Raw genomic sequence first — 13475 nt, forward strand, 5'->3', positions numbered from 1 at the left:
CTGTTCGACGAGAAATAACGCGTACGACACTTTTACTGGAGCTTACAGCACGATCTGGTCGCCGGCCCGGGACGGGAAACGTTTATAAACGCCTTCCCTTCGGGCGACCGTCGCGACGGTGCGCGTGAACGTGTTCACGCTCGCGTACAGGGTGAAGAAGCGATCCAGCACACTCGCGAACAGGTACATCCCGTTGCCGGTGTAGCGGTCCTCATCGAACTCGATACCCACTTCCACCCCGCGACACACCGCGCCGTTCGCGCGCCCCAAAACGCGCTTCCCGCTCACGCCACGCACGCCCTCGATCTGCGCGCGGGTCGCGGCGGATTCCGTGAAGTCGTATAGCGCGAGGATCTCGCGCAGCGCGTCCGCCCCGTCGGGACCGTCGGTCAGCGACAGGTGGTTGAGCGTGAGGTGCGACACCAACCGCCATAAGCCCTCTTCGCGCAGGTGCGTTCGGACCGTTGGTGTCGGAGGCGTGAGGCAGGTGATCCGTGTGACGAGTCCGCTGCCCTCGGTGAGTTGGAGTTTCGGTTGCCCGCCCCCGAACGGGAGCCGAGCCGGGAGGTCGCGGTTCGTACAGGTACAATGCACGAACACTGTTCGGTCGATCGGTGCGGCCGGGTTGAAACCGATGTCCACGAACGACAGATACATCTCGGTGCCGTGATCGACGGCCGTCGAATCGGGGCGCGGTTCGGCGGCATCGGCCGCGGGGCGGCGGGCCGAGTGCCAGTACGGGTGCGCCGCTTCTCCCGCGCCACCTGCACCCTCGCGCCGCGAACCCGAACCACTGTGCTTCACCGCGAAGAACGGGGCGTATTCCGTTTCGCGCCCGTCGGCCGCGGTCGCGGTCACCTTGTTGACGGAATAGACCTCGTGCGCGAGCGGGCGGCGGTGGTCCGGCACCACGCGGTACTCGAACTGCTGCTGCGTGAGCCGGATCGGTTCGGCCGGTTGCTCGTACAGGTTCACCATCGGCGCGCACCCGAGCCGGAACGTGTCGGCCGTGACGTTCGGTTCGAGGTCCGCGGCCTGCCGGTTCAGGTAGACGAACAGTTCAAGCACGCCATCGGTGCGTGCGAGCGCGGCTTGTGGAACGGTCACGTCGAAGAACAGGAACTTTTGCGGGAACGTGAAGTACTCGGTGAGCAACCGGTAACCGATGAACGACCGTGCCGGGTACGGGAACAGCCCCTCGTCGCGTGCGAACCCGACCGGCTGGATCGCCTCCGGACCGACCGCGATCGCGCCCTTATCGTCGGGGCGCTTCGCGAACGCGACCTCGACCGCGTGGTTGAGCAGGAGTTCGTAGAGGCGCTGGGTGTGTTGGGGTTGCCCGCGGAGGAAGAACCGGAGCTTCGTCATCCCCGCGAAGTTGGCGAACCGCACGTTCGCCGAGCGCGTACCCAGACCGATACGGAGCACGGCGAGCGCGGAGTTCGCGCGCGGCGTGGGGGGCGCGGTGAATGGCGCGCTCGCGAGCGACGCGACCCGCACATCAATCGGGAACAGTGTGACCGGGTACGCGGTGCGGAACCGGCACGGTTCGCCCTGAATGGGTTCGCTTTCGAGCGCCTGAGCGCGCGGGACGGTGAGCCCGCTCGTGAGTTCGTTCTGCCCCGGATCGAGATCGAGCTGCACCACCGCGCAACTCGGGATCGGCGCGAGGTAGTGCGGGTACAGTGTGCCGATGATCGCCTGGGTGATCTCCGGGAACTCGTCGTCCAGTTTGTGGCGCACGCGCGACGTGAGGTACGCGAACCCTTGCAACAGGCGCTCGACGTGCGGGTCTTCGCTGCCGTCGGGTCCGAGGCGCAGCCGGGCCGCGACCTTCGGGTGCGCCTCCGCGAACCGCGCCGCGTGCCGGCGGATGTACGACAACTCGCGGTTGTAATACGGGAGCAGGTCTTCAGTCATTAGCAGTTCCAACAATCAGCCACGGATGAACACAGATAACACGGATCAGTCGAGAGACAGTATTAAAGGCACATTCACCGGAACTGAATCACCTATTATACTTCTTGTTCGATCTGTGTTTATCTGTGTTCATCCGTGGCTGTTCTTCTCCCTCTGTCTCCTCAGCCACCCTGTACGGCGAACTGGTGCGTGGAGGGTTCGAGCGTGGAGTCGAACACCACCGGTTCGGGGGCCGGATCCGCGCGGAGCAGGGCGTCGATGCGGAACCGCAGCGTGCGGTCGGCTGTATCGACATCGCCCGCCAGGGATACGCCCACGCGGAGCAGGCGCGGCTCGCCCTGGACGAGGACCGTTTCCAGCATCCGGCAGAAGGCGTTTCGCTGGTCCTCGGTCGCCGGCCCCGCGCCGCTGAAGTCGGGTACGCCGTAAGTGAGGAGCGAGTTCGCGAGTTCGGACAGGCCCGGCGGGAGCGTCACGTTGCGGCGCCGGGCGTTGAGCAGGCTCTCGATGTCGCGCCGGACCGAGAGCTTGAGTTCGCGGAGGAGCTGCGAGCGGTTGCGGGGCGGTTCGGTGCTGACGCCCGGCTCGTCGTCGAGCAACCGGTCGAGGACCGAGGGCACCAGCGGTTGATCGGAGCGGATCGGCGGCACGGCTACTTCGCCCCTTCGATCTTCTCGATTTCCAGCACCGTCTTGGACCCGTCGCCGACGAGGAACTCGCGCAGCCCGCGCCCGCGGTACGGTTCGGTTTCGCCCCCGAGCCAGTCGGTTCGGCGCCCGAGCTTTACTTCATCGTCGGGCGCGGTGTGCGAGCCGAAGTAGAGCGCGGGGACGTACACCACGCCGTCCGGTCCGTCGCGCACGATCAGGCGCGCCGGGCGCCAGTAGAGGTCACGTGCGCGTTCCGGCTTGTGGAACTCCAGTGCCTCGACCGCTTCGAGCGGCACCCAGTAGTAGTTGCCGTTCGCGGTGATGACTTCGAGTACGGGCGCGGTGACGTCGTCGAGGTCTCGCCAGTCGTCGAACGCGACACCGTCGCACGACCCGGCGACCGCGGGGCGCTGTTCTTCCGCTTTCGTAAGCAATTCCGCGGCCTCGCCCGTCTTACCTTCGCGCACGCGGATGAGCGCTTCCAACCGTAACTTGAGCGCGTCCGACGGCTGTGCGAGGAACTCGGGCACGCGACCTTGAGTGAAGACCTCGCGTCGGGCCGTTTCCCCGCGGATGAGTTGGCGGAATAGCGTGAGTTGGATGATGTCCGCGGCGTCCGGCGTGAACAGCACGTCGAGCTGCTTGTCGGCGCGGTCGAGGTCGCCACTGAAACAGCACAGCTCCGCCAGGAACAGCCGCTTACCGCGGTCCGTGGGGGCGCTGCGCACTTGTTCGAGTGCCGCGGAGACCGCGTCGCCAAGTTTGCCGGCTTTGTAGGCTTCGGTCGGTGTCATTGGTGGCCCTTCAGGGTGCCCCGTCCTTGCGGGCGGCGCCGTCACGTGTCCGCTCGTGTGCTCAACTGCGTCGTCAACCGGATCCCGGCGGTCAACTGGTCCAACTGGAAGTGCGGGCGGAGGTAAATCGTACACTGGTAGCTGCCCGGCTTACCCGATACCTCCCACACCCGCACGTTGCCCTCCCGTAACGGGTAGCGGGCTTTCGTTTCGAGGCTGGCGTCGTCGTTGCTGGCCACGTAGTTCGCGAGCCAGTCCGAGAGCAGCCGTTCCACTTCCGCCGGCGAGGTGAACGCGCCCACGCGGTCGCGCATAATCACCTTCAGGTAGTGGGCGAACCGCGACACGCACAGCATGTAGTGCAGCATCGTGGAGAGTCGGGCGTTGGCGCTCGCGCCCTCGGTATCGAGGGCCTTGGGCTTCTGCGCGCTCGGCGTCGAGTAGAACGCCGCCTCGGGCACCCCGGGCATGTGGCACAGCGGGACGAACCCCAGGTCGCTCAGCTCTTTCTCTCTCGCGTCGGTCAGGTGCGCGTCCACCACGCTGCGGGCCGTTTCGCCGTGCCCGGTCCCGTACCCCACGCCGGGCAAGCCCATCACGCGCCCGCCGTTCGTCGCGTCCGGGCGCGCCCCGCGCACGTCGGCCAACCACGACGACTGCGCGAACGCCCGCGCCGCAACCGCCGCGAACGCAAAACACGGGTTGCCCCACAAGTACCCCTTGCGGGTGGGATCGGCCGTGTCTTCTTGGAACGCGAAGCCCGGGCCGTTCCCGGGATCGTCGCCGTAGGGCCGGCGGTACAGCACACGCGGGAGCAGAAGACCGGAAAATCGTGCGTCGTCGGTGTCGCGGAACGCGCGCCACTTCAAGTAGTCCAATTGGGCCAGAGTTCTTTCTAAATCGAGCGGGATTTCCAGTTCGGTGAACGAATCGAGTTCAAAGAACCGTGGATCGATGCCCGTGATGAACGGCGCGAACGCTGCTGCCGCGACCCCGCTGATGCCTCGCAGCGCGGCGACGTCGTCCGTCGGGTGGTCCGGGTACGCGCGGTGCGTCAGTTCGTAATCACCGACGAGCAGCCCGAACGGTTCGCCGCCGGGCGTGCCGAACTCGTCGCTGTACACTTTGCGGAACAACTGGCTCTGGTCGAACTCCAGCGCGCGGTCCTGGTCGCGCACCAGATCCTTCCACGTCGCGGGGAGCACGCGCACCTTCACGTTCGCGCCGTCGGGCACCTGGTCCACGAGGTACCGCAACCCGCGCCACGACGCTTCGAGCTTCTGGAACGCGGGGTGGTGGAGGACCGCGTTCAACTGGGTGTTCAGTAACTCATCGACGCGGGCCACGTCGCGGTTGAGCGCGCGTGTGATCTTTCCCTTCAAATCACCGGTCCACGCCTCCGGAATCGTACCGAACCACTCGCGGAGCGATTCGCCGAGGTCGGTGGCCGCGAGGAACCGGTCGAGCCGGCCCACCGCGTGCGGCGCGGACCGAGCTTCGTTCGAGCCGGGGATGTCCCCGGTGGCCGCGAGCACCGCGTCGAGCAACGAGGGCGCTGCGGCCGGCGCCGCGGGGGCGTCGGCGAACTGCGTCTCGTAGGTGAACGCGGGTCTGTTCATGAGGTGCGAGCGACAAAGTGAACCCCGTCCACAAGGGCGGGGGTGTCAGCAATAACCCCACTCGCAATGCGGGGCATCGGCACTAATTCGGAGTCCCCGTCCTTGTGGACGGGGGCACCTTCTCACCCGATCTTCGGGATGCGGGCGACCATGCGGAGCGAGGTGGTAAGCTCCTCGAACTGGAGCCACGGGCGCAGGTACGCGACCGCGTTGTACGAGCCCGGCTTGCCCGGGATCTCGGCCACGGACACCTTCGCTTCGGCCAGCGGGTACTTGGCCTTCATCTCCTGGCCCGCGTTCGGGTTCGAGTTGACGTACTGGCTGATCCACTGGTTCAACCAGTCCTCGCAGTCCTTCGTTTCCATGAAGGAGCCGATCTTGTCCCGGGCCATGACCTTCAGGTAGTGGGCGATGCGCGAGCTGGCCATGATGTACGGCAGGCGCGCCGAGATCGCGGCGTTCGCGGTGGCCTCCGGCTTGTCGTACTTCTTCGGCTTCTGAGCGGTTTGCGCGCCGAAGAACACGGCGTAGTCGGTGTTCTTGTAGTGGCACAGCGGGAGGAACCCGAGGTCGCTAAGTTCCTTTTCGCGGCGGTCGGTGATGCCGATTTCCGTCGGGCACTTCAGGTCCGGGTCGCCGTCGTCGCTCTTGAACACGTGGGCCGGCAACCCCTCCACCTTCCCGCCGCCCTCGGCCCCGCGGATCGCCACGCACCAGCCGTACTTGGCGAACGCATCGGTGAGCTTCGTGCCCATCACGTAGGCCGAGTTCATCCAGCAGTAGTTCGCGTGGTCCAGGGCCTTCGGGGAGCCGTTCTTATCGAACTCGCCCTCTTCGTAGCCGAACGCTTCGACCGGCTTGGTGGTTGCGCCGTAGGGCAACCGCGCCAGCACCCGAGGCATCGTGAGGGACACGAACCGTGAGTCGTCCGAGTCGCGGAACGACTTCCACTTCGCGTACTCGGCCGAGTCGAAGACCTTGGACAGGTCGCGCGGGGTGGAGAGGTCCGTCCAGCCCTTGTCGAACCCGAACAGTTTCGGGTCGGCCGCGCTGACGAACGGGCAGAACGCCGCCGCCGCCACGTTCGACATCTTCGACAGGAGCTCGATGTCTTCGGGGTGGTTGGTGAACTCGTAGTCGCCGATGAGCGACCCGTAGGGCTCGCCGCCGGGCGTGCCGAACTCGTTCTCGTAGAGCTTCTTGAAGATCTGCGACTGGTCGAACTCGACCGCCTTGTCCACGTCCTTGAACAGCTCCCGCTTGGAGACGTTGAGCACCTTCAACTTGAGGTTGGGGCTGGTCTCGCTGTTCATGACGAGGTGGTGCAGCCCGCGCCACGAGCCCTCGAGCTTGAGGAAGTCCGGGTGGTGCATCACCGCGTTCAACTGCTTCGACACGGCCGCGTCGATGGCCTTGATCGCCTGGTTGATGGTCACGGTCACGTTCTTCGAGTAGGCGACCGTGCCCTTGAGCGCCTCTTCGGTGAGCGTGCGGATCAGTTCCTCGGCCCGCGTCCGCTCGGTCTGCTTGGTCGCGGTCAGCACCTGGTCGAGCAGGCTGCCGGCCTCAACGGTTGTGGTCGCGCCCGCGGCCCCGGCCGCTTGTTGTTCGTTGGCCATTGTTTGTGTCCCGGTTAAGAGAAGGGGAAATTATTATGAACGGGTGAAGGGTGAGAAGACGGGGGCACTGGGGGTGCCGGGCGCCGGGATTTGACCCCGATCCGCCCCTCACCCTTCGTCCCGGGCTTCTGCGCCAAAGGCCCTTCTCTTACTGCCCGTCGGCTGGTTGGGCGCCGACCTGATCGGCCAGCTTCTTGAGTTCTTCGGTGTTCGAGAGCACCTTTTCGAGGAGCCCTTCGAGATCCTCGGAGCGGTCGACCTTCGTGAGCAGGTCGCGGAGCCGGTCCCGGGTTTCGATGAGCTTCTTGACGGGATCGACCTGCTGGGCGACCTTCTCCGGGGAGAAGTCGTCCATGTTGCTGAACTTGAGTTGCAGTCCGAGGTCGGACCCGTCGTCCTTGAGGGTGTTCTTCACCTTCAGGTTCAACCCGGGCGTCATCCGGCTCATCACGTCGTTGAAGTTGTCGCGGTCGATCTGGATGAACTTGCGCTCCTTCAGCGGCTTGAGCGGCTCGGTCGGCTGGCCGGAGAAGTCGCCCAGGACGCCGACCACGAACGGCAGCTCCTTGACCACCAGCGCGCCTTCCGTCTCCACGTCATACGTGATGTGGACCCGCGGCTTGCGGACCCGGTCCAACTTCTTCTGCAAGCTCTCGCTACCCATGCGGCACCTGTGGTGAGGGGGATTCGGGCACGTGACCGGTGTCACCCGGTCGGCGAGCGTTCACCGGTGGTGGCGCTCTCGTTATTGTTGCGCTTCGGCCGCGGGCGCCCGGCCGCATCAACTGTCGTTGCGGATGCCCACCTGCTTGAACAGCGCGCGGCGGGCGGAGTCGTCGTCGATCAGTTCCGTCATCAGTTCCGGGAGCGGCATCCGCGCCCACCGCACGGCCTGTTCGAGCGCGTAGGGAACCATCGAGTGCGGTTCGGTGCGCCGGAAATAGTCGCTCAACTGGAGGATCGCGTTGAGGGCGTCGTCGCGGGTGCGGACCGTCGGGAGCCGCTCACCCCCCGCGCCGCTGTCCCCGCCCGTGCCCGTGTTGGGTTGGCCGCCCGCGTCCGTACCCGAGGGGGCGTCACTCGTCGGGGCCGCGGCCGTTGCGGTGACGGCGAGTTTTCCGCGTGCCACGTCGTTGATCGCGGCCAAAACGCCTTCGAGCCCGTTGCGGATCGCGGATGAGGGCGGGGCGAATCGGCCGCCTTTCTCGTCGAGAACCGCGTTCAGCTTCGCGAATTCTTCGAGGGCCGCGGTCAGGTCTTCAACCAGCGTGCGGTAGAACGGTGCCGGCGTCTCGTCGACCGCCTTTTGCACCATCTCCATGCTCGGCGAACCGGCCGCGATCCGGCGCTCGCGCGCCTCGGGATCGACGATCTTCGCCACCGCCACCGCTTGCAGGTACACCGCCGTGGTGAGTTTCCCGAACGAGGCCGAGTCGGTGATCGCGATCCGGTTGATCGGCGCGATCAGCGTCCCTTCGGCGTCGTCCCCGTTCAGTCCGGCCAGCGGCCCCAGCGTGGTCGCGAGTCCGTCTTCGTCGGGCGCGGGGAGTAGCCCGTCCCAAAAGTTCTCTGCCAGTCCGCGGGCGAGTTTGAACCCGTCACGAATGCCCGCGACGCCCTGCGTGCGGCACAGGCCTTCGATCAGGTACGCGACCAGTTCGAGGTCTTTCGTACTCTCACCCAGCGCTTTGGTCGCGGCCGTGACGACCGGCTTCCAGTCCGGGGGCGATTCGTCCTGTCCGCCCTCGATTCGGCGCTCGGCGGCGCGGGCCGCGCTCCGCCCGTCCTTCACCTGGTAATAGGGGGAACTCGGCCCGGCGTTGACCCGGAGGTCCACCCCGGTCGGCTTCTCGCCGGGGATCGGTGCGAGTAACTTCTCGAAATCCAGCACGTCCGCGGACGGCATCGGCACTCTCAAAAACGGCTCGGGGGGTGGCTCTCAGATTGCCCGAGAGCCGATGCCGACACAAGCAAAAAGCACTGTGTTCGGGGATGGTTACTGAACGCGGGCCGAGATTATTTCACCCGAACCGAGAAGAGCGGGCAAAAGCGGCGCGCAAGTTCCGAGCGCGGGCGGCGTTCCACCGGCACAACAGGCACGAACGGAGCAACCCACCATGACGCCGCTACTCTTGTCGCTCGCGCTGACCAGCCCGGCCCAACCGCCGGTTTACACGCCGCCCGTCACACTCGCGCCGCGGGTGACGCTGCAACCGCAAATTACGCCCGCTCCCGTGTACCGCCCGGTGGTTGTGGTGCCGGTTCCGGTCGTGGTGAACCCGGTGGTGCCCGTTCCTGTGGGGCCGCGAGCGGTGACGCTGAGCGAGTTCTCGCGGTTCTTCACTCCGACCCCGGGCCAGCACGACGTGTGGATCATCCACCCTGCAACGCGGCAGCCGGTGCGCGTGTGCTTCGCGCTGCCGAACGGCACGCTCCGCGACTTCGAGGTGGACCGCCGGTCCATCCGGTTCGAGTTCCGGAACGGGGTCGTGGACATCGAGTTCCGCAACAACGGCACAGTGGACGTTCGCTACCGCGATTGAGAACCAAGTGAATAAACGGAACCGGGGAGGCTGAGGCCTCCCCGGTTCCGTTTTTCGCGGTCATTTCCCCAATACAACTCGCTCCCACTCAGCGAGCAGGTCCATGAACGCCGGATTGGGCCTTGTCACAGGGCGCTTGCTCCGCACGAACTCCAGCGACTGTTCCCGCGACCAGCGGTTTTTGTGCATCAGATAGGCCACGACCACCATCCCACTGCGACTCACACCGTTACGACAGCGAACGAACACGCGCCGACCCGCGCTCCGTTGGGCGCCGATCCATTCGACTTGTCTTTGTAGCCATTGGAGGTCGGGTGCGGGCGCGGCGTCGGGGATGGGCTCCCAGACGTGTACCTCGCTCTCGTAGGGATCGGCGCTCTCGCTCAGGTTGAGGACCGCGTGCGTGCGCCAGGGGGGTGAGGCGACGGCCCCGCCCTGGTACAGCCCGTCCTCGATCCGCGTGTAGTTCGGAGGTTCCGATGTGAGAATTTGAACGGCGAAGTGAACGCCACCGGCGACGGCGAGTGCGGTAAGGGCGACCCAAGCGATCCGCGATCGCAGCCACTTTCTGCGCATGATCGCTCACGGGTTGGGTCTTAGTGCGGTTCCTTTTCCAGTACGACCCGTTCCCACTTCGCGAGTAGGTCCATGAAGGCTTCGTTCGGTTGCGTGATCGGGCGCTTGCTCTGAACGAAGTCCAGTGATTGTTCCCGCGACCAGTGGTTTTTGCGCATCAGGTACGCGATGATGACCATCCCGCTGCGACTCATGCCGTTGTGACTGTGAACGAAGACCTGGCGCCCGTCCCGGCGCTGGGCGTCGACCCAGTCGACTTGGCGTTGGAGCCATTCGAGATCGGGTGCGGGTGCGGCGTCGGGGATGGGCTCCCAGACGTGTACCTCGCTCTCGTAGGGATCGGCGCTCTCGCTCAGGTTGAGGACCGCGTGCGTGCGCCAGGGGGGTGAGGCGACGGCCCCGCCCTGGTACAGCCCGTCCTCGATCCGCGTGTAGTTCGGAGGTTTTGAATTGGCGACTGTCACGCTGAGGTAGGCAATACAGGTCACGATGAGCGCCACGAACGCCACCAGCGCAACCTGGGATCGCCACCAATCTCGCGTCATGACTCACCGGGCGAGGCTCGAACGTGTCCGGGGTGTAGTTCCCCGGACACATCAATCTTATCGCTGTCGAACGCCGCCGGCCGGTTGAACCGCCGATTGCGGTTGCGGCGGGCGGGCCGCGTAACCGGCGCCCTGTGCGGCCGGGACGAGCGGCTCGATGCGGACGTCGTCGAAGTACACGATCCCCTCACCGGTGAGGGCCATCGTCAGCGCGATCTGTCCCGATTGCGGCACGCGGCGGTACAGGTGGAACTGCTTCCATTTCTTTTCCGTGTTTGTGAGCCGCACCGCGAGCGGTTCGCCGCATACGTCGTCGTAGAACAGCACGCCGTCGGCGGTGAGGCCGATGCTGTCCGGCACCTTGATCCACGCGCTGATGCGGACCAACGAGCCCGGGGGCAGTTTCACCGACGGGCTCTCGACCGCGAGGAACGTGCGCTCGAGCGGGCGGGCGATCGCTTCCGCCGGTTTCCCGTCTCCCGCGAGATCCACGCGGCGCTGGACCTCGAGCTTCAGCACCCCGCGGCCCAGTTCCGGGGCCGGAGGGACGTAGCCGTCCTCGGGCCGCGCGATCGGGCGGCTCGGGAGGTACATTCTCGGCCCCTCGAAGGCCGGCACCTTCGGCTCGGCCTTGTCCGCGAGTTTGGCCGCCGACACCACCCCCGCGGCCACCTTCACGCGGTCGAGCGTCCCGAACCGCGCGCTCCACCCGGGGACCGCGTCGACCGGGTACCCGCCGTCCGGAACGTCCGCGCGCCCCGGCTCGAACGACCCGCCCGGGAGCACCGTGGTCGTGGGCTTGCACGACTGGACTTCGCGGAACATGTCCCAGTGTTGGGGGAGGCTGAAGAAGCTCACCGCTAACGGGCTGGCGCTCGGCGTATCGAGGGTGGCGACGGCCTTGTCCCAGTGGTCCCGCATGATGACGCGGAGCGGGCGCAGCGCCGCCTGTGCGTGGGCGAACGCTTTGGCGTGGAGGCCCGCGGCGTTGTCGCGTCGGGCGCTTTCGTGGGCCTTCGCCGCGTTTTGGAACAGGCCGTCCGCGTCGCGCACGTGCACGCCCATTTGGGCGAGGCGCGAGTGAACGATGTAGGTCTTTTCGTACTCCTCGGCCGCGAGGTCCATCGCCCACCGCGCCGCGCGCGGCCCGTTCTTGCGGTTGAAGTCCTGCCACTGCGCGACCAACCCGTCCTGCTGCAACTCGTTGGTGAACACGATGGGGGTCACGAGGTCGAACTCGTTGATCGTGAGCTCGGTCCCGCCCGTTTTCTTGACGGCGCTGTTCCGCAGGCACTCCACGTTCGCCGGGGAGATGCGCCACGGGTCCGCGCCGTCGGGTACGAGCGGAACGGTCACCTTAATCGAGTTGACCGCGCCCTGACCCGGTACGTACTGGCTGCCCTTTCCGAGCCAGAGCGGGAGCAGCAGCGACCCGCGGGTGCCGCGGATCAGAGCCGCTTTCACGTCCTTGTGGTCCGTGTCGAGCCACAGGACGTTTTTGGAGCTCCGCGCGAGCAGCACCGGCGCGAGCATCTCCAGTTCCGCGTTGAGGATCGCCATTCCCTGGAGCCGGTCGCGCCCGAAGTGGCTGTCCGCGAGGAACTGGTCGGACCAGAACCCCAGCCCCTGGCACCCGCACGCGACGCCGATGTAGGCGAGGAGCCGCACCTGCTCCGGGTGCGGGCCGATGGGATCGGTGAACTGTTCCTTCCGGACCCGGGCCACGTTCTCGACGTACCAGTCCGGCGCGTGGTTCTGCACCCAGGTCCAGAACACGGCCCGGGTCGAACTGAGGGCCATGCGCTGGGCGATCCAGTCGCGGTACCCGGAGAGCTCGAGGCTGGTGAACAGGGGCCAGCGGTGCGCACCAACAGCACCGAGGAACGTCGAGTAGCCCTGGAACCCGTCCCACACGTCGGCGCTGAACGGGCGCTTCCCGTCGAACTTGCGGATGTAGTCCTGGGTGCGCTTGACCGCGGGGGTCTGCTCCTGGACGCGCCCGCCACCGAGATCCCAGAACAGCACGTCCGAGCCGGAGAACTTGCGGAAGTACTTGTCCAGCGCGGCGACCTCCGCCTCGCTCTTGTCGGCCACCGACGCGGGCAGCGCGGTCGGGATCGACGGCATGACCAGCCAGCCCTCGCGGTTCGCCTCTTCCATGACGCCGTCGGGAACGTCCGCGGGCACCCACAGCGCGTCGAATCCGGCGTCGCGCAGCACGTGCAGCGGCGCCCCCGTGTGGCGCACGGCCCGGAAGAAGAACGGTTTCCCGTCCACGAACAGTTGCCCGCTGTCCAGTTTGGAGATGCGCCCGCGCGCGTTGCTCGCGGGCGCATCTGTCTTCGTCTTCTTCACCGGCGTGCCGGGCGCCCCGCCCGCGGCGTCGGGCGATTTCACCGGGCCGATGTCGAGGTCGTCGATGTAAATGTGCGCGGTGCCGGGCCCGGTGTAGACGTTCAGCACGAGCCGGTCGATGTACGCGCCGGTACTGTTCACGGCCCGCCCGATTTTGGTTTGCAGCACCGGCAGGTGCTTCCCGATGAGCGCGGGGATCTCGGTCAGTGTGAGCTTCTGCCACTGGCCCCGCTCGGTGTACGTGTCGCCGACGATGAGTGTGGTGAGCGACGACTCGGGGTGCGCCGGGTCTTGCTCCTTCGGGAACACGACCCGCGCCCGGAGCTGGATGCCGGGCTTCGTCGCCTTCACGTACACGCCGGCCGAGAGCGCGGCCGTGACCGGCGCGTGGGGCGTGTCGTAGTGGTAGTGAATGAACGCGGAGTCGCCGGTCGCGAGGTCGGCCGCGAGCAGGAGGTGCTCGCTGGTCGGGCGGCTGTGGTACGAATCGTTCGAGACGTCGTGCTCTTTCTCCTCGACCTTGACGTTCGCGTCCCCGCGCACGAGGACGGTGTTCTTGTTACCGAAGCCGAACCGGTGGATCGTTTCCCCGTAGACGGGGACCAGGGCGAATCCCGCCCCGATAACGACCAGCATGACGATCGCGAGTACGCACCTGCGATTGGGCCACGGTATCACGAACGGCTCCTTCCGTTACGGAACACGGGCCGGTCATATACCCCGCCGTGTTCCGTAACGGAAGCTCAACCGGGGTTACAGGGCTTCCGTTTTTCGTTTGAACGCAGTATCTTAAGGCCGTTGCCTTTACGAACCGCCGGGTCGCCCATGCGGTACGTCCCCGTCAAAGATTTGAA

General features: G+C 66.3%; 11 protein-coding genes. 1 reads left to right on the forward strand and 10 read right to left on the reverse strand.

Features of this window, described 5'->3' with window-relative positions; genetic code table 11:
• Nucleotides 1-42: 42 nt before the first annotated feature.
• From tssF to tssA, 7 genes are all read right to left on the reverse strand, one after another.
• The gene (gene tssF, locus VT84_RS02550; RefSeq protein ID WP_082838390.1) at nucleotides 43-1920 is read right to left on the reverse strand and encodes a type VI secretion system baseplate subunit TssF; all 1878 of its coding nucleotides are present in this window, start codon (nucleotides 1918-1920) and stop codon (nucleotides 43-45) included.
• Between the two features lie 161 nt (nucleotides 1921-2081).
• Complete coding sequence (tssE, locus tag VT84_RS02555) at nucleotides 2082-2570, reverse strand: type VI secretion system baseplate subunit TssE (protein ID WP_052553648.1); 489 nt, start codon at nucleotides 2568-2570, stop codon at nucleotides 2082-2084.
• Between the two features lie 2 nt (nucleotides 2571-2572).
• Nucleotides 2573-3364, reverse strand: coding sequence for a type VI secretion system accessory protein TagJ (locus VT84_RS02560; protein ID WP_082838391.1), 792 nt, complete (start codon nucleotides 3362-3364; stop codon nucleotides 2573-2575).
• Between the two features lie 41 nt (nucleotides 3365-3405).
• Nucleotides 3406-4983, reverse strand: a complete 1578-nt coding sequence (gene tssC, locus VT84_RS02565) for a type VI secretion system contractile sheath large subunit (protein WP_082838392.1) — start codon at nucleotides 4981-4983, stop codon at nucleotides 3406-3408.
• A 122-nt stretch (nucleotides 4984-5105) separates the two neighbouring features.
• Nucleotides 5106-6602, reverse strand: a complete 1497-nt coding sequence (tssC, locus tag VT84_RS02570; protein WP_082838393.1) for a type VI secretion system contractile sheath large subunit — start codon at nucleotides 6600-6602, stop codon at nucleotides 5106-5108.
• A gap of 148 nt (nucleotides 6603-6750) precedes the next feature.
• Nucleotides 6751-7266, reverse strand: coding sequence for a type VI secretion system contractile sheath small subunit (gene tssB / locus VT84_RS02575; RefSeq protein ID WP_052553640.1), 516 nt, complete (start codon nucleotides 7264-7266; stop codon nucleotides 6751-6753).
• A gap of 117 nt (nucleotides 7267-7383) precedes the next feature.
• Entirely contained in the window at nucleotides 7384-8508 is a 1125-nt protein-coding gene (gene tssA, locus VT84_RS02580; protein ID WP_052553638.1) for a type VI secretion system protein TssA, read from the reverse strand.
• A 211-nt stretch (nucleotides 8509-8719) separates the two neighbouring features.
• On the opposite strand from tssA, the gene VT84_RS02585 reads away from it, so the two are divergent.
• Nucleotides 8720-9145, forward strand: a complete 426-nt coding sequence (locus tag VT84_RS02585; RefSeq protein WP_052553636.1) for a hypothetical protein — start codon at nucleotides 8720-8722, stop codon at nucleotides 9143-9145.
• 60 nt (nucleotides 9146-9205) lie between these two features.
• Here VT84_RS02585 and VT84_RS02590 read toward each other — a convergent pair whose 3' ends face one another.
• Genes VT84_RS02590 through VT84_RS02600 form a run of 3 tightly spaced genes read right to left on the reverse strand, consistent with a single transcriptional unit; the run spans nucleotide 9206 to nucleotide 13299 of the window.
• Nucleotides 9206-9721: a dual specificity protein phosphatase family protein gene (locus VT84_RS02590; RefSeq protein WP_082838394.1), complete on the reverse strand. Its 516-nt coding sequence runs from the start codon at nucleotides 9719-9721 to the stop codon at nucleotides 9206-9208.
• Nucleotides 9722-9741: 20 nt separating this feature from the next.
• Nucleotides 9742-10266 carry a dual specificity protein phosphatase family protein gene (locus VT84_RS02595; protein WP_052553633.1) on the reverse strand — a complete coding sequence of 175 codons (525 nt, stop codon included), beginning with the start codon at nucleotides 10264-10266 and terminating at the stop codon, nucleotides 9742-9744.
• Nucleotides 10267-10323: 57 nt separating this feature from the next.
• Entirely contained in the window at nucleotides 10324-13299 is a 2976-nt protein-coding gene (locus tag VT84_RS02600) for a hypothetical protein (protein ID WP_082838395.1), read from the reverse strand.
• Nucleotides 13300-13475: the final 176 nt, after the last annotated feature.

This window comes from Gemmata sp. SH-PL17, from assembly GCF_001610855.1.
GTDB lineage: Bacteria > Planctomycetota > Planctomycetia > Gemmatales > Gemmataceae > Gemmata > Gemmata massiliana.

What these genes read in the sequence shown, in the direction of transcription:
- tssF (WP_082838390.1), bottom strand. Translation starts at nt 1,920, where the DNA reads ATGACTGAAGACCTGCTCCCGTATTACAACCGCGAGTTGTCGTACATC.
- VT84_RS02590 (WP_082838394.1), bottom strand. Translation starts at nt 9,721, where the DNA reads ATGCGCAGAAAGTGGCTGCGATCGCGGATCGCTTGGGTCGCCCTTACC.
- tssC (WP_082838392.1), bottom strand. Translation starts at nt 4,983, where the DNA reads ATGAACAGACCCGCGTTCACCTACGAGACGCAGTTCGCCGACGCCCCC.
- tssC (WP_082838393.1), bottom strand. Translation starts at nt 6,602, where the DNA reads ATGGCCAACGAACAACAAGCGGCCGGGGCCGCGGGCGCGACCACAACC.
- VT84_RS02560 (WP_082838391.1), bottom strand. Translation starts at nt 3,364, where the DNA reads ATGACACCGACCGAAGCCTACAAAGCCGGCAAACTTGGCGACGCGGTC.
- tssB (WP_052553640.1), bottom strand. Translation starts at nt 7,266, where the DNA reads ATGGGTAGCGAGAGCTTGCAGAAGAAGTTGGACCGGGTCCGCAAGCCG.
- VT84_RS02585 (WP_052553636.1), top strand. Translation starts at nt 8,720, where the DNA reads ATGACGCCGCTACTCTTGTCGCTCGCGCTGACCAGCCCGGCCCAACCG.
- VT84_RS02595 (WP_052553633.1), bottom strand. Translation starts at nt 10,266, where the DNA reads ATGACGCGAGATTGGTGGCGATCCCAGGTTGCGCTGGTGGCGTTCGTG.
- tssA (WP_052553638.1), bottom strand. Translation starts at nt 8,508, where the DNA reads ATGCCGTCCGCGGACGTGCTGGATTTCGAGAAGTTACTCGCACCGATC.